Source organism: Chelatococcus composti, from assembly GCF_014201415.1.
In the GTDB taxonomy this organism is placed as follows: domain Bacteria; phylum Pseudomonadota; class Alphaproteobacteria; order Rhizobiales; family Beijerinckiaceae; genus Chelatococcus_A; species Chelatococcus_A composti.
The window spans coordinates 301,453-316,173 of record NZ_JACHEH010000004.1; the positions used below are offsets into that span (position 1 = coordinate 301,453).

General features: G+C 66.2%; 16 protein-coding genes. 1 reads left to right on the forward strand and 15 read right to left on the reverse strand.

The window, feature by feature from the left end:
* Nucleotides 1–40: 40 nt before the first annotated feature.
* The 15 genes from HNQ73_RS10190 to HNQ73_RS10260 all read right to left on the reverse strand — a co-directional run bounded on the left by HNQ73_RS10190 (nucleotide 41) and on the right by HNQ73_RS10260 (nucleotide 13,607).
* On the reverse strand, nucleotides 41–1,543 hold the full coding sequence (locus HNQ73_RS10190; RefSeq protein WP_183334731.1) for a tripartite tricarboxylate transporter permease: 1,503 nt from the start codon (nucleotides 1,541–1,543) through the stop codon (nucleotides 41–43).
* A 7-nt stretch (nucleotides 1,544–1,550) separates the two neighbouring features.
* On the reverse strand, nucleotides 1,551–2,027 hold the full coding sequence (locus tag HNQ73_RS10195) for a tripartite tricarboxylate transporter TctB family protein (protein ID WP_183334732.1): 477 nt from the start codon (nucleotides 2,025–2,027) through the stop codon (nucleotides 1,551–1,553).
* 102 nt (nucleotides 2,028–2,129) lie between these two features.
* Nucleotides 2,130–3,104, reverse strand: coding sequence for a tripartite tricarboxylate transporter substrate binding protein (locus HNQ73_RS10200; RefSeq protein ID WP_183334733.1), 975 nt, complete (start codon nucleotides 3,102–3,104; stop codon nucleotides 2,130–2,132).
* A gap of 248 nt (nucleotides 3,105–3,352) precedes the next feature.
* The gene (locus HNQ73_RS10205; RefSeq protein ID WP_183334734.1) at nucleotides 3,353–3,667 is read right to left on the reverse strand and encodes a hypothetical protein; all 315 of its coding nucleotides are present in this window, start codon (nucleotides 3,665–3,667) and stop codon (nucleotides 3,353–3,355) included.
* A gap of 106 nt (nucleotides 3,668–3,773) precedes the next feature.
* Nucleotides 3,774–4,445: an orotate phosphoribosyltransferase gene (locus HNQ73_RS10210; RefSeq protein WP_183334735.1), complete on the reverse strand. Its 672-nt coding sequence runs from the start codon at nucleotides 4,443–4,445 to the stop codon at nucleotides 3,774–3,776.
* A 30-nt stretch (nucleotides 4,446–4,475) separates the two neighbouring features.
* The gene (gene pyrC, locus HNQ73_RS10215) at nucleotides 4,476–5,543 is read right to left on the reverse strand and encodes a dihydroorotase (protein ID WP_183334736.1); all 1,068 of its coding nucleotides are present in this window, start codon (nucleotides 5,541–5,543) and stop codon (nucleotides 4,476–4,478) included.
* A gap of 1 nt (nucleotide 5,544) precedes the next feature.
* Nucleotides 5,545–6,822 (reverse strand): hydantoinase/carbamoylase family amidase, encoded by a 1,278-nt coding sequence (locus HNQ73_RS10220; RefSeq protein WP_183334737.1) that lies wholly within the window; start codon nucleotides 6,820–6,822, stop codon nucleotides 5,545–5,547.
* On the reverse strand, nucleotides 6,819–7,787 hold the full coding sequence (locus tag HNQ73_RS10225) for a dihydroorotate dehydrogenase (protein WP_183334738.1): 969 nt from the start codon (nucleotides 7,785–7,787) through the stop codon (nucleotides 6,819–6,821). Before HNQ73_RS10225 ends, HNQ73_RS10220 begins: the two co-directional genes overlap by 4 nt.
* Nucleotides 7,781–8,623: a dihydroorotate dehydrogenase electron transfer subunit gene (locus tag HNQ73_RS10230; protein WP_183334739.1), complete on the reverse strand. Its 843-nt coding sequence runs from the start codon at nucleotides 8,621–8,623 to the stop codon at nucleotides 7,781–7,783. The genes HNQ73_RS10225 and HNQ73_RS10230 overlap by 7 nt, the downstream gene beginning before the upstream one ends.
* Nucleotides 8,624–8,647: 24 nt before the next feature.
* Nucleotides 8,648–9,928, reverse strand: a complete 1,281-nt coding sequence (locus HNQ73_RS10235; protein ID WP_244650082.1) for a TRAP transporter large permease — start codon at nucleotides 9,926–9,928, stop codon at nucleotides 8,648–8,650.
* 63 nt (nucleotides 9,929–9,991) lie between these two features.
* Nucleotides 9,992–10,501 (reverse strand): TRAP transporter small permease, encoded by a 510-nt coding sequence (locus HNQ73_RS10240; protein WP_183334740.1) that lies wholly within the window; start codon nucleotides 10,499–10,501, stop codon nucleotides 9,992–9,994.
* A 30-nt stretch (nucleotides 10,502–10,531) separates the two neighbouring features.
* Entirely contained in the window at nucleotides 10,532–11,554 is a 1,023-nt protein-coding gene (locus HNQ73_RS10245; RefSeq protein WP_183334741.1) for a TRAP transporter substrate-binding protein, read from the reverse strand.
* A 67-nt stretch (nucleotides 11,555–11,621) separates the two neighbouring features.
* The gene (locus tag HNQ73_RS10250) at nucleotides 11,622–12,527 is read right to left on the reverse strand and encodes a helix-turn-helix domain-containing protein (protein WP_244650084.1); all 906 of its coding nucleotides are present in this window, start codon (nucleotides 12,525–12,527) and stop codon (nucleotides 11,622–11,624) included.
* A gap of 85 nt (nucleotides 12,528–12,612) precedes the next feature.
* Entirely contained in the window at nucleotides 12,613–13,008 is a 396-nt protein-coding gene (locus HNQ73_RS10255; protein ID WP_183334742.1) for a helix-turn-helix domain-containing protein, read from the reverse strand.
* 29 nt (nucleotides 13,009–13,037) lie between these two features.
* Nucleotides 13,038–13,607, reverse strand: coding sequence for a hypothetical protein (locus HNQ73_RS10260; protein ID WP_183334743.1), 570 nt, complete (start codon nucleotides 13,605–13,607; stop codon nucleotides 13,038–13,040).
* A gap of 202 nt (nucleotides 13,608–13,809) precedes the next feature.
* Here HNQ73_RS10260 and HNQ73_RS10265 point away from each other — a divergent pair, with 202 nt between their 5' ends.
* Nucleotides 13,810–14,721, forward strand: coding sequence for an MBL fold metallo-hydrolase (locus tag HNQ73_RS10265; protein ID WP_183334744.1), 912 nt, complete (start codon nucleotides 13,810–13,812; stop codon nucleotides 14,719–14,721).

Sequence of the window (14,721 nt, forward strand, 5' to 3'; positions counted from 1 at the left end):
CCTCGCGGGCCCTTTTTCGTTGGCTTGTGCCGTCGGCTGCTCACGCCGTCTTCGTCGCCGGCCCCCGCATGCGGCGGACCACCATGCCGATGAGCGGGCTCAGCACCACAAGGATGGTGAAGACCCCGAGGACGCCCGCGATCGGCCGCTCGAAGAAGGCCAGGAAGCTGCCGTTCGACTTGATCATCGACGTCACGAAGTTTTCCTCCACCAGCGGGCCGAGCACGATGCCCAGGATGCACGGCGCCACGGGGATCTCGTTCTCCTCCATGAGAAAGCCGAGCACGCCGAAGACGAGCATGATGACGATGCCGTAGGTGGCGTTATTGACGGCGAAGGAACCGACGATCGAGAAGCCGAGGATCAGCGGCATCAACACCCGGCGCGGCACGCGCAGGATATAGCCGGCTCCCTTCATCGCCGCCCAGCCGAGCGGGATCATGAACAGGTTGGCGAGGATGAAGATGAGGAAGACCGCGTAGATGTTCTCGGGGTTGTAGATGAACAGCGTCGGCCCCGGATTGAGCCCCTTGATAAAGAGCACGCCGATGACGATGGCGGTGATGGAGTCGCCGGGAATGCCGAAGACGAGCGCCGGCACCCAGGCGCCGCCGAGCGCGGCATTGTTGGCCGACGTGCTCTCGATGATGCCCTCCACGTGGCCCTTGCCGTACTTCTCCGGCGTGCGGGACATCTTCTTCGAAAGGGCATAGGCGACCCAGGCGGCGATGTCGGCGCCGGCGCCTGGCAGGATGCCGATGGCGGTGCCGAGCGTGTTGCCGCGCAGCTGCTGGCGCCAGTAGGTCTTCACCATCTTGCCCCAGTTGGCGAAGAGGTTGCCGATCTTGCGCTGGGTCATGGGCAGGTCGATCGCGCCGTGGACCATGGCGCGCAGCACCTCGGAGACGGCGAAGAGGCCGACCATGGCGGGGATGAACTCGATGCCGCCCATCAGCTCCGTGTAGCCGAAGGTGAAGCGCGGCACGCCCGCGGGATTGTTGAGGCCGATGGTGGAGACCAGAAGGCCGATGAACAGGCTGATGAGCCCCTTCAGCGGCGACACGGCGCCGATGAAGATGGCGCAGGTGAGCCCGAGCACCGCGAGCCAGAAGTACTCGAAGGACGAGAACTGCAGCGCCACTTCCGCCAGCGCCGGGGCAGCGACGATGAGCACGGCCGTGCCGAAGAGCCCGCCGATGGCCGAGAACATGAGGTTGGCGCCCAGCGCCGTCTCCGCCTGGCCGTTGCGCGTCATCGCGTAGGCCTCGTCCGTATAGGCGGCAGAGGCGGGCGTACCCGGGATGCGCAGAAGCGTGCTCGGAATGTCGCCTGCGAAGATCGCCATGGCCGAGCAGGCGATCATGGCGCCGACCGCGGGCAGCGGATCCATGAAGAAGGTGAATGGCACCAGCAGCGCGATGGCCATGGTGGCGGTGAGGCCGGGAATGGCCCCGACGAGCATCCCAAAGACGGATGCAATGAAGACCGAGATGAGGACGCTCGGCGTGGCGACAAGCCCGACGGCTTTTTCGATGGCGAGCATGGGCGCCTCAGAAGGGGATGATGGTTCCGCGCGGCAGCGGAACGCGCATCAGGACGACGAAGAGCTCGTGGATGGCGAAGATGGCGATGGCGCTGATCAGGATCGCCACCCACCAGCGGACGCCCAGGAGCATCATGCCGCCAACGAGTACCAGCCCCATCGCGATGATGTAGCCGAGCTGGTCTGAAAAGAGGCAGTAGAAAAGCACCAGCGCAATGGTCGCCAGACCTTTCAGCCATCCGGCGGGCGTGATGCCGGCCATGCTGTGCGCGACGTCGACACCCTCCGGCACAGTCGCCCTCCGTCTCAAGGCCTTGAAGGCGAGCAGGAGGCCGCAGGCCGCCAGGGCGCTTGCGGCGATCACAGGAAAGACGGCAGCGCCGTATTCCTGGCCCGGAATGTCCGGGAAGGACTGGGCATGAAGGATGACCGCCACCCCGAGCACTGTCAGGATGAGGCCGATGATGATGTCGGATTTGACCATAGACTACGGCTCGCGACTGTGGCGGCAGCCAACCCGGTGGTTTTCGCCGGATAACGACGGCGCCGGACCGGGTCCGGCGCCGCGACAGAGTCCCGACTCGCGTTACTTGGCGAGCCCGAGTTCCTTCATGACCGTGCCGAGCGACTCGTCGCTCTTCTTCATGTAGGCGACGAAGTCCTCCTTCGCTGCCCAGGAGACACCGAAGCCGCGGCTCTTCATGAAGTCCTGGAATTCGGCGCTCTTGTAGATCTTCTCGAGCGCGGCGACGAGCTTGTCCTGGATGTCGGCCGGCAGGCCCTTCGGAGCGGCGAAGCCGCGCCAGGCGCCGAGCGTCCAGTCGATGCCCGCGGCCTCCTTCAGCGTGGGCAGATCGGGGAACAGCTCGCTACGCGTGTCCGACATAATGGCCAGGCTCTTGACGCGGCCGGCCTCGATGAGCGAGCGCGCCTCCGGCACAGAGCAGGTCACCACCTCGACACCCCCGGCGACGAGGTCCTGCAGGCCGGGAGCGGCGCCGTTCGACGGCACCCACGGGGCCGCGGACGGCGGGATATCGCTCATGGCGAGCATGCCAGCGAGCGCGAGGTGCCAAATGCCACCCTGGCCCGTGCCCGATGCCTTGTACTTGCCGGGGTTCGCCTTGATCGCAGCCAGCAGCTCCTTGACGTCCTTGTAGGGCGCGTCGGCGCGCACCTGCACGCCGGCGGGATCGAAGTTCATGAGGGCGAGGGGCGTGTAGTCGGCATAGGTGAGCTTGGTCAGCCCCTGCCAGTGCATCATGCCGATTTCGACCGTGATGATGCCGAGGGTGTAGCCGTCCGGCGCCGCGTCGGCGATGGCCGCGTGCCCCACCACGCCCGAGCCGCCGGTGCGGTTGACGACGTTGACCGGCTGGCCGAGTTCCTTCTCGAGGAGCGAGCCGACGATGCGAGCTGTCGCATCGGTACCGCCGCCCGCCCCCCACGGCACGATCATCGTGATCGGCCGCTCCGGATAGGCCGCCTGCGCCGCACCCGGCAGGGCGAGCGTGGCGGCAGCCGCCGCGGCGACAAGCGTTTTCAGGAAGGTCCTGCGCATCAAGGTCTCCTCTCGAGTGTTTCCGGTCCCGTGGGCGCCCTGGCGGCACCCTGTCATCGCCTTGCGGCGAATTGGTTTCTTTAAATCGTTACAATAGGGTAGGCCCGCGGTGCTGTTCAAGCGGCTTTCGCAAAAATCACAGCCTCGTCCGTGGGCAGCTTGCCTGACGGGCGGGGGCCCTCAGAATGCAGAAAGCCGCGACCGCGGTCAGCGGTCACGGCTTCGGCAAAAATGGATGCTTGGGGCGGTCAGTCGACGATCTGGCGGAAGGCCAGCTTGTCGAGCGCGGCGACCTTGCCCGCCGCGTCGGCCTCGCTCGCAGCCGCCGCTTCCTCGAGCAGCTTGAGCGTGTTCTCGCGTGCCGTGCGCGCCACCTCGCTGGTGAAGGGCTCGCCGAAATAGCGGTCGATGAACCCGTCGAGCGCGCAGACGAGAAGCTGCCGCAGCGCCGCGTCGGGAGCACCCGGAGCCATATCCTTGGCGCACAATTCTCGCAGCGACGAGTACGTCCTCAGCCCCTCGTTCTGCTGGCGGAACCACTCAAGCAACGCGCGCGTGTCCATCGCTCCCTCACAGTGCACGTTAAAAAGGGACGCTATCCCAAAAGGCGACACGGATCAAATTTTTTAGACGGCACCCGGCCGTCCTCGCCGGGTGCCGTCCGAAGCCTCAGAAGTCCGCCTTGCCGCCGTGCTTCGCCGACCATTCGGCGGGAGCGTGCAGGAACTTCTCCACCTCGTCGAGGGTACTGGCGGCGAAATAACCGCGCTCGCGCGCCTCGGCCAGGACGTCCCACCACGTGGCGAGGGCGTGCATCTTGATGCCGTGCTCGGCGAGCGTCGCCGTGCTCTCCTTGAAGATGCCGTAGTGGAAGATGACGAAGGTGTGCTGCACGTCGGCGCCCGCGCGGCGCAGGGCCTCGGCGAAGGCGAGCTTGGAGCGCCCGTCGGTCGTCAGGTCTTCGACGAGCAGGACGCGCGCGCCCTCCTTGATATCACCCTCGATCTGTGCGTTGCGGCCGAAGCCCTTGGCCTTCTTGCGCACGTAGAGCATCGGCAGCATCAGCCGGTCCGCCAGCCAGGCGGAGAAGGGGATACCCGCCGTCTCGCCCCCGGCCACGGCATCGATCGATTCGGTGCCGATCTCGGAAAGGATCTGCTCGGCGGCGAAGTCCATCAGCCGCCGGCGCAGGCGCGGGAAGGAGATGAGCTTGCGGCAGTCCACATAGACGGGGCTCGCCCAGCCGGAGGTGAAGATGAAGGGCTTCTCGGCGTTGAACTGGATGGCCTGGACCTCCAGCATCATGCGGGCCGTCTGTGAAGCGATGAATGACTTGTCCATGGTCCCTCGGCCCCCGGTTCGATTGTCCACTCAGGCGACGGCGGCAGCGGCGCTGTCCGCGTCGGCGACCGTCCATGACACCGTCTCGCCACCACGGAAGACGTGCACCGCCTCGCCCGCGGGAAGAGAAACGTCCTCGGCGACCGCGCGCGGCCGGCGCACGAGGGTGATCGTTCCCTCGTTGACGGGCAGGCCGTAGTGGCGCGGGCCGTTGAGGCTCGCGAAAGCCTCGAACTTGTCGAGAGCGCCCTCCTCCTCAAAAACTTGCGCATAGCACGCGAGCGCGACGGGCGCCACGAACAGGCCCGCGCATCCACAGGCCGCTTCCTTGGCTGCGCGGGCATGCGGGGCGGTGTCGGTGCCGAGGAAGAAGCGCGGATTGCCGGAGGTGGCCGCCTTGCGCAACGCCAGCCGGTGCTCCTCGCGCTTGGCGATGGGCAGGCAGTAGTAGTGCGGGCGGATGCCGCCCTGGAAGATGGCGTTGCGGTTGAAGATGAGGTGGTGCGGGGTGATGGTGGCGGCGACGCGCTCGCGCGCGCCCGTCACGTACTCCACGCCCTCCTTCGTCGTCACGTGCTCCAGCGTGACCTTGAGGCCGGGGAAGCGCCTGACGAGCGGGTCGAGCACCGTCTCGATGAACACTGCCTCGCGGTCGAAGATGTCGACCTCGGGCCGCGTGACTTCGCCGTGGATGAGCAGCGGCACGCCCGCCTTTTCCATGGCGGCGAGCACCGGATGGATCTTCTCGATGTCGGTGACGCCGAAGTGCGAGTTGGTCGTCGCATGCTGCGGATAGAGCTTCACCGCCACGATACGCCCGCTCTCGTAGCCGGAGACGACATCGGCCGGGTCGGTGTCGTCCGTCATGTAGAGCGTCATCAGCGGCTGGAAGCGGCTGCCAGCCGGCAGCGCGGCCATGATGCGCTCGCGGTAGGCGTCGGCCATCGCCGTCGTCGTCACGGGCGGTACGAGATTCGGCATGATGATGGCACGGCTGAACTGCGCGGCAGTGAAGGGCAGCACGGCCTTCAGCATGGCGCCGTCGCGCAGGTGAACGTGCCAGTCGTCCGGACGGCGGATGGTGATGGTCTCGGTCATCTTACGGCTCCTTCGTCAGGGCCTCATAGAGCAGATCGACGCCTGCAAGGAAATCGGCAATCTCCATCGACTCGTCGGGATTGTGCGAGCCGTGCTCGTTGCGCACGAAGACCATGGCCGCCGGGATGCCGGCATTGGCGAAGACGGCAGCGTCGTGGCCCGCGCCGCTGGCGATGGTCTCGGCCGGCAGGCCAAGGCGGCGCGAGGCCTCGAGCAGGCGCTTCACCCAGCCTTCGTCCATGCGCCCCGGTGCCGCGTCCTGCCGCCGGTCAAAGATGAACTTCACGCCCCGCTCGCGGGAGATGTTGGCGCATTCCGTCTCGAAGAGCACGTAGAATGCTTCCAGCGTCTCGCGGCTCTGGCTGCGGATCTCGAAGGAGAAGGCGACCTCGCCGGGAATGCGCGTGGTGGCGTGCTCCTCCGGGTTCGTCGCGACGACGCCCACGGTCACGACGAGATCGAGGCCACGCTCCAGCAGTACGCGCCAGTGCTCGTCGAGCCGCGAGATGAGCTCGGCGAGGGCGAAGACCGCGTCCTTGCGCAGCCAGCGCGGCACGGCGCCGGAATGGCCGGCCTGCCCCTGGCACACGATGCGCTGGTGGCGGATGTTGCCGCGGATGCCGGTGACGATCGCCGTCGGCCATTCGCGCGCCACCATCACCGGGCCCTGCTCGATGTGCAGCTCGAGGAAGGCGGCGATGTCGCGCTTGTCGACGAGGGGGGTGCCCTCCCTCACCTTCGCGACGTCGATGCCGACACCGGCGAGCGCCTCCGCGAGGCTGCGCGCACCGTCGCGCTGCCTCAGGTCGAGGTCCTGCGGGTTCAGCGCGCCGAGCAGGACGGAGGAGCCGATGTAGGGCTTGCCGAACCAGGGCGATTCCTCGCCGCGCAGGCCGATGACGCGCACCGGCCGCGGCGGCGCGATCCCCTCACTCTTCATGCGCGCGAGCACCATCAGCCCGGCGAGCACGCCGGCCGCTCCGTCGAAGTTGCCCCCGCGGGGCACGGAATCGAGGTGCGAGCCGACGAGGATGTAGGGGCCCGGCGCCTCGTCGGGCAGCGAGACGACGAGGTTGTCGCCGGCATCGCGCGAGGCGACGAGCCCCTCGCGCGCGGCGAGCCGCTCCATCACGCCCATGGCCGCCGTCTCGCCCTCGGCAAAGGCCTGGCGGGTGATGCCGACCCCGTCGAAGCCGAGCTCGCGCAGCTCCGAGAAGACCTCGACGGCGAGCGCCTCCCAGTCACGCTCGTTGCGTATCGGATGAGCGAGCGGTTTCACAGCAGAGCCTCCGCCTCTTCCGGAGCAGCGTTGCCGTCGACGACGGCGCCGACGAGCGCATTGACGTCCGCGATGCCGCGGCGGGCACAGAAGGCCGCGAGCCCGTCGATGATCTCGATCATCGCCATGGGGCGCACGAAGGTGGTGGTGCCCACCTGGACGGCGCGCGCGCCGGCGAGCATGAACTCGACGGCATCCTCCGCTGTGGCGATGCCGCCGCAGCCAATGACCGGGATGGCGAGCTTGTCAGCGCACTGGTAGACCATGCGCAGGGCAATCGGCTTCACGGCCGGCCCCGATAGCCCGCCGAGCACGTTGCCGAGCTTGGGCCGGAAGGTCTCCGTGTCGATACGCATGGCAAGGATGGTGTTTGCCACCACCACCGCATCGGCACCGCCCGCCTCCGCCGCGCGTGCGACGGCGACGATGTCGCCGGTGTTCGGCGTCAGCTTCACCCACAGCGGCAGCGCCGTCGCCCGGCGCATGGCGGCCGTGACGGCCTCGGTGAGGCGCGGTTCCATGGCGAAGGAGCGCCCGTCCTCCTCGATGTTGGGGCAGGAGATGTTGGCCTCGATGGCGGCGACGCCCGGTATCGTCAGGTCGCGCGCCATGGAGGCGAAGCCGTCCACCGTCGGTGCCGAGATGGAGACGACGAGCGGCGGCGAGTACGCCCGGTAGAAGGGCACCACGTTGTCGCGGAAATAGTCGAGCCCCTTGGAGGGAATGCCGATCGAGTTGATCAGGCCCTCCGTCGTCTCGCACACCCGCGGCACGGGGTTGCCGGCGCGGAACTCGCGCGTGATCGTCTTCGTCACGAAGGCGCCGAGGCGGTTGAGATCCATGACCCTGGCGAGCCCTTCGGCGAAGGTGCCGGACGCCGGCATGACGGGGTTCTGCAGCCTCAGCCCGCCGACCTCGACACCGAGGGAAACGGGGGCGGCGGAAGAAGATGCGGCCGTTACCATGACGTGGCCTCCTTCAGGTCGAACACCGGCCCGTCCCAGCACACGCGCTTGTCGACGAGCTCGCCGTCGACCTCGAACTTACGCACGCAGCAGAAGCACATGCCGAGCCCGCAGGCCATCTGCTGCTCGAGCGCCACCTGGCCGGCGATGCCCTGCTCGGTGGCGAAATCCTTGGCGAGGCGGAACAGGCGGTTGGAGCCGCAGGTGAAGATGGCATCCGCCCTCCCCTCCCGCGCGAGCGAGCCGAGGATGGCGCGCACGTTCTCGGGCGCGCTCGAGCCGTCGCTGTCGAGCACGGGGCGCACGTCGGCGCCGATAGCGGCGAAGCGCTCCGCGGACATGACAAGATCCGGCCGGCGCGCGCTCAGGATGGCAGTGACGCCGATTCCCTTGCGCGCCGCCGCCTCGGCCAGCGGCGCGAGCGTCGCAAGGCCAACGCCGCGGCCGAGCACGACGATGCTGCGCCAGCTGTCGTCGAGCGTGAAGCCGACACCGAGCGGACCCAGCACGCGGAAGGAATCGCCCGGCTTCAGCGTGGTGAGGGCGCGCGTGCCCAGCCCGGCGATCTTGTAGAGAAATTCGAGCGTGCCCGCCTCCGGGTCGGCCTTGTAGGTGCTCATGGGCCGGCGCAGATAGGGCTTGTCCTGCCCGCTCGCCGGGCACAGGAGGTGGAAGAATTGGCCAGGGGCCGCGAGCGTCGCGGGCCGGCCGGCGCGCAGCACCAGATGCCGGTACTCGTCGTTGACGGCCTCGTGGCTCAGCACGATGGTCTCGACATCGGAAACGGGGGCATCGTTCGCGGTCCATGCGGACCGCGTCTCGAGGCTTTGCAGCATGTTTCTTCTCCCAGGCCGGCCGGGTCAGTAGCCCAGCAGCCGCGGCAGCGCCGTCGAGATGGACGGCACGTAGGAGATCACGAGCAGCACGGCGATGTTCGTGAGCACGAACGGCCAGATGCCCGCGATCACCGTCTCTACGGGTTTGCGCAAGGATGACGACGTCACGAAAAGGTCGAGGCCGAAGGGCGGCGTGATCATGCCGATGCAGATGTTGAGGCAGACCACGAGGCCGAAGTGGACGGGATCAATGCCGAGCGCCGTCGCCACCGGGAAGACGGCCGGCAGCAGGATGAGCATGATCGAGTTGGGATCGACGAACATGCCCGCGACCAGCAGCACGACATTGATGACCAGCAGGAAGACAACCCAGTTCACGTCCCATGCGCTCAGCAGCATCAGCAGCTGGTCGGGCAGGCGCGCCAGCGTGATGAAGTAGGACAGCACCGAGCCGACGGCGAGCAGGATGAAGATGGCGACGATGGTGAGCGCGCTCTGCTCCGCCACGCGCATCACGTCCCGCCAGCCGAGCTGCCGGTAGATGCCCACCTCGACGAGAAGGGCATAGGCCACGGCGACTGCCGCCGCCTCGGTGGCCGTGAAGAAGCCGGAATAGATGCCGCCGAGGATGATGACGGGCATGCCGAGCGCAAGCACGGAGGCCTTCACCGCCTCCCAACGCTCGGCCGCACTCGCCCGCGGGGCCGTCTGGATGCCGTCGCGCCGCGTCACGATGGTGACGTAGATCATGAACGCGATCGCAAGCACGATGCCGACGACGAGGCCGCCGGCAAAGAGCGCGGCGACGGACGTGCCGGTGAGCCAGGCGTAGACGAGAAGGGTGATGCTCGGCGGGATGAGCAGCGCGCATTCCGCGCTCGAGGCGATGAGGCCGAGCGAGAAACGCTCCTTGTAGCCCGCGCGGACCAGCTCGGGGTGGAGGAAGCGCCCGAGGGCCGCGACTGTGGCCGGCGCCGAGCCGCACACCGAGCCGAAGGCCATGCACGAGACGACGGTGGTGTGGCCGATGCCGCCCGTGCGGTGACCCAGGTTCTTCTTGACGAGGTTCATGAGCCGCTCGGCAATGGTGCCGTGGGCCATGAGATCGGCTGCGAAGATGAAGAAGGGAATGGCGAGCAGCGTGCCGACGTTGACGCCACCCACCATCTTCTGCGCGATGACGATTTCGGGCAGGTTGGGAAACTGCGCGAAGCGGGCGAGAACGCTGGGCACGCCCATGACGAGCAGCATCTCGAACCCGAGCACGAGAAACAGGGCAGCCAGGATACAGAGCAGGATCAACACGGGAATAACGCCCTTTACGCTACGTCGGGGTCGTGCCGCTTGGGTTGATGACCGGTGGTTGGTTCAGTGGTCCTGGCCGCGATCGGCGAGCGCAAAGCGGTTCTCGACGCCGACGAGCTCGAGCAGATAGCGCACGCCGAGCAGCAGAAAGCCGACCGGCAGGGCCGCATAGAGCCAGACCATGGACACATCGAGCGTCGGGCTGGTCTGGCCTGAATTGACGATAAAGCGCGCGAAATCGTAGCCGACCTTCGTCAGATACGCGCAGAAGACGAGGCCAACGGCATTTATGACGAAGGCCAGGATGCGCTGGAGGCCCGCCGGCAGGCGCCCGTAGAGCGCCGTCATGGCAATGTGGCGTCCCTGTTCCAGCGTGAGGCCGAGGCCGAGGAAGACGAGCCAGGCCAGCATGAACAGCGTCGCCTCCTCCATCCAGGCGAAGTGGAGGGAGAGCGAGGGCGCAATCACACGCACGAGCACGTTGACCACATAGCCAGCCGACATGACGATGAGCAGCAGGCCGATGATGTTGCGCTCAAAGGTGCGCAGGACAGTCAGGACTGTGCGGAGCATGGGTTGCGCCCTCGGTTTTCTTCACGAGGCTCAGTTGGTGATGCCGAGCTTCTTGGCTTCGGCCTCGTAGATCTCCATGAGGGCCTTGCCCTCGGCGCCGGCGCGCTCGAGATAGGCGTCACGGGCCGGCGGGAACATCCTGGCGCGCCACTCGGCCCGCTCCTGGTCACCGAGCACCCGCACCTTCAGCCCCGCATCCTTGATCTGGTTGAAGGCCAGCGACTGCACCTCTTCCTTCAGCGTCTCGACCTGCGGCCGCACCTCGAGGAAGGCCTTGACGATGACGTCGCGGTGCCCCTCGGGCAGGCTCTCCCACCAGGCCGGGTTGAAGAGCACGATGTCTTCCATCGCGCCGTGGTTGGAGACCACGAGCTCCTTCTGGACCTCGTAGTACTTCATGGTCGAGATGGTATCGAGCGGGTTCTCCTGGCCGTCGACCACGCCCGTCTGCAGCGCCGTGTAAAGCTCGCCGAAGGGGATGGAGATGGCGGCCGCGCCGACGCCCGCGAACTGCTCGATCAGGATCCGCGAATCCATCACGCGGAACTTCTGGCCCTTGAAGCTGTCGACGTTGTCGAGCGGCTTGGCGGAGGTGACGCTCTTGCGCCCGTTCGGCCAGATGGCGATGGCGACGAGACCGCGCTTCTTGAACGAGTCGAGGATCGCCTGGCCGAAGGGGCCCTCGCGCAGCGCCTGCGACTTGGCACGGTCCTCGGGCATGATGAAGGGGATGTCGAGCACCGAGACGACCGGGTTGAAGCCGCCGAGGAAGGCCGCAGGCATCACCGTGCCTTCGGACGAGCCGAGCTGGGCGCCCTCCACCATCTGCCGCGCGTTGCCGAGCTGCGAGTTGGGATAAAGCTGGAACTCAACCTCGCCGTTGGTGCGCTCCTTGACGAGCGCGGCAACCTTCTCGAGCCCCTTGTGACGCGGCTGCGTGGCAGCCTCGAGATGGCCGATCTTGGCGACATACTTGGCCTGCTGCGCCTGGGCGGCAAAGGTCCCTGCAACGACCAGGCCAGCCGCGAGCAGAACTAATCTGCGCGTAAGCATCCGTTTCTTCCTCCGGCTATACGGAAGCTGAAACGATATCGCTTTTTTGAGGGTTGTCTAATTTTTTTTACGCGTCGCGAAGTCCTGAGCCGACGCGTGCCACGGCATGCCGCAGGCGCTCGGCGCCCTCGCGCCCTTTGGCCGCCCGGCGCCAGAGGGAGGCGATGAGATTGTCGAAGAGCTGCACGGCGTCCGGCGTCTCTGTCACCATGGCGACGCCGTTGCGGACATTGGGATGATCGGCAAAGCGGTAGGGACTCATCGCCACGAAGGTGCGCTCCTTCTGCCGGAAGATCTGGAAGGTCTGTTGCGGCAGGGTTTCCTCGACGATGCCGATCTGGATGCCGATGGGCTCCTCTTCGAGCAGGTCGGCCAGGCGCAGGATCTCGCGGCGCGCGATCGCCCGGCGCTCGGCCACCTCCTCCTCCGGCAAGTCGAACCGCCCCACGACACCGCTGCGCAGCAGCCGCTCAATGTCCTGCAACCCGACGATGCTGACGATGCCGGGCCGCCGCCGGCTGGCATGGTCGCGCCGCTCCCGCAGGATGCGGACCAGCGCCTCGACCTCCGGGGCGACATCTCCCTCCTCCACGTCTCCGATGACGGTCTCGCGGATGGCGAGCTCTACGGCATGCGCATACTCGTCAGACGACAGGAGGTAGGAAAAGGGCGCGAAATGGGCGAGGATCTGCTCGGCCTCCTCCTCGAGCTGGCGCATGCGCTCGAAATAGGCCACCGCATTGTCGTAGTACTCGACGCTGACACCCAGCAGCGAGGCGACCGAGACGTTGAGGAGGTCTGCGATGCGCTGGATGGTCTCAATCTTCACCACCTCCCCCTTCTCCAGGCGGTAGATGGCTGCACGCGACATCTCGAGACGGTCCGCGACCTGCTCGGCCGTAATTCCACGCCCGAGGCGATAGGCACGCAGGCGCCGGCCTATCTCCAAAAAACGCGAATTGTTCTCTTTCATGAGACACAACTAGCAAATTTGGATAGGCGGCGCCAGTTGCGACTGGCTCGACACGGGAAGCAAGCCCGCGCCGAGCCCTTCAGCCTTACTGGGAACTGCGCGGCGAGTAGCCATACTTGCGCTTGAAGTTGCGGTAGAAGGTCGAGACGTCGTTGAAGCCGCTGTCGAAGGCAATGTTGATGATCTTCTTGTCGGTCGACGATGCCAGCTCCTTGCGCGCCGCCTCCAGTCTGTAATGCAGAATGGTATCGCGCAGGGAGAGGCCTGATTCCTCAAATATCTTGTACAGTTTTCTCTGCGATATGTTGAACTGACGCGCGATGCGACCGGCGCCAAGGTCGTGGTTGTCCAGGTTCTTCTTGATATATTCGATGATGTCGTTGGCGAGCCGCGCCTTGTTGCCACCGTCGTTGCGCGCCGTCTGATCGCGCAGGAAGGTCTTGAGCATCTCGACGATGTTCTGACGGATCGAGACGTCCACATAGTCGGAGATGTGGGAGCTGCCGTACTTCAGGAGAAAGCGGGAAAAAAATGGACATACTCCCGCAGGGATACGGATTCGATGCTTGCCGCCTCTCCCTTCATGGCGCCGGCGAAGTCCGTGATTGAGGACAGCTCGAGCCACTGGAAGGTGCACCGCCCGTCCTCACCGGCGATCAGGTCGATCGACGATAGCGTGCGCGCATCGAACACGACGATACGCTCGCCGGCCACGTCGTGGGAACCCTGCTCCAGGGTCAGGCGCAAGGCGCCGTTCTGGGCCGCCACGACGACGAAGCATGGTGCCTTGCCCGCGACCTGCGCGACCTCGCGCACCAGACGCCCCGGTGGCAAGACCATGTTGCAGACGCGCATGTCATTATAGTTTATCCACTCTATAGTCGCATTAAATTGATTATCCGATACAAACTCGCAATTTTTGATACCCGCTATCTTGTATATATCATTCAAAAACTCATTATTGACTTCATTATAAGTAGATATATTTATGACATTACCATCATTTGATCCATCTTGTTTTATCATTTTAGTTCTCTCGACTTTCGTCGTGACGGTAAGTTGCCCCTCAAAACTGACCATCAAATGCTCATGCAGCAATGCAACCAGTGCGATATTGATAGCATTTTATGCAACCTTGCATAGAATGCGAGCCATCTCCAGCACCATTCGCATACGCATTGCAGGCCGGCTGATGGTCGACCGTCGCCTTGCCAATCGCGCGTGCTACAAGAGCGGCTCGGGCGGCTGGCGTGACGGCCGCTCAGCCCCAGGAGCCGAATCGATGACGCAAGCCATTCCCTTCGAGCAGGAGCCGGAGGCGCCGACGGGAGAGGTCGAGATGCTCACGCCACTCGTGCGCCGGCTCGTCGCGCCGAACGCCGGCGCCTTCACCTACCGGGGCACATGCACCTACATTGTCGGCCGGGGGCGGGTCGCGATCATCGATCCGGGACCGGACGATCCCGGCCACGTGGCGCGGCTCCTCGACGCTGTGCGCGGCGAGACAGTGACCCACGTCGTCGTCACGCACACACACCGGGACCACTCCCCTGCCGCGGCGGCCGTGCGCGCGGCCACCGGCGCGCTTCTCGTGGGTTGCGGTCCCCATGTCGCCTCGCGCCCGCTGGCAGACGGCGAGGCCAATGCGCTCGACGCCTCGGCCGACCACAGCTATGCGCCGGATGCTGTGCTCGAGGAGGGCGAGGCCGTCACCGGCCCGCAATGGACACTGCAGGCGCTCGCGACGCCCGGCCACACGGCCAACCACCTCGCCTTCGTCCTGCCGGAGGAGAACACCCTGTTCTCCGGCGATCACGTCATGGCATGGTCCACCACCATCGTCGCCCCGCCGGACGGGTCCATGCAGGCCTATATGGCCTCGCTGGCGAAGCTGAGGGCGCGGGATGAGACGATCTTCCGGCCCGGCCACGGCGGCCCCGTGCGCGAGCCGCAACGCTTCCTGCGCGCGCTCGTCCACCATCGGCGCCAGCGCGAGGCGGCCATTCTCAGCCGCCTCGCTGCAGGGGACGAGACCGTCGCCGAGATCGTCCCACAGCTCTACGAGGGGCTGGCGCCGGCGCTCCATGGCGCAGCGGGACTCTCCGTCTTCGCGCACCTGGAGGATCTGGTGGCGCGGGGGCTCGTCCTCTGCGACGGCCCGCCGACACTTACCGCCCGCTACCGGCTGGCCTGA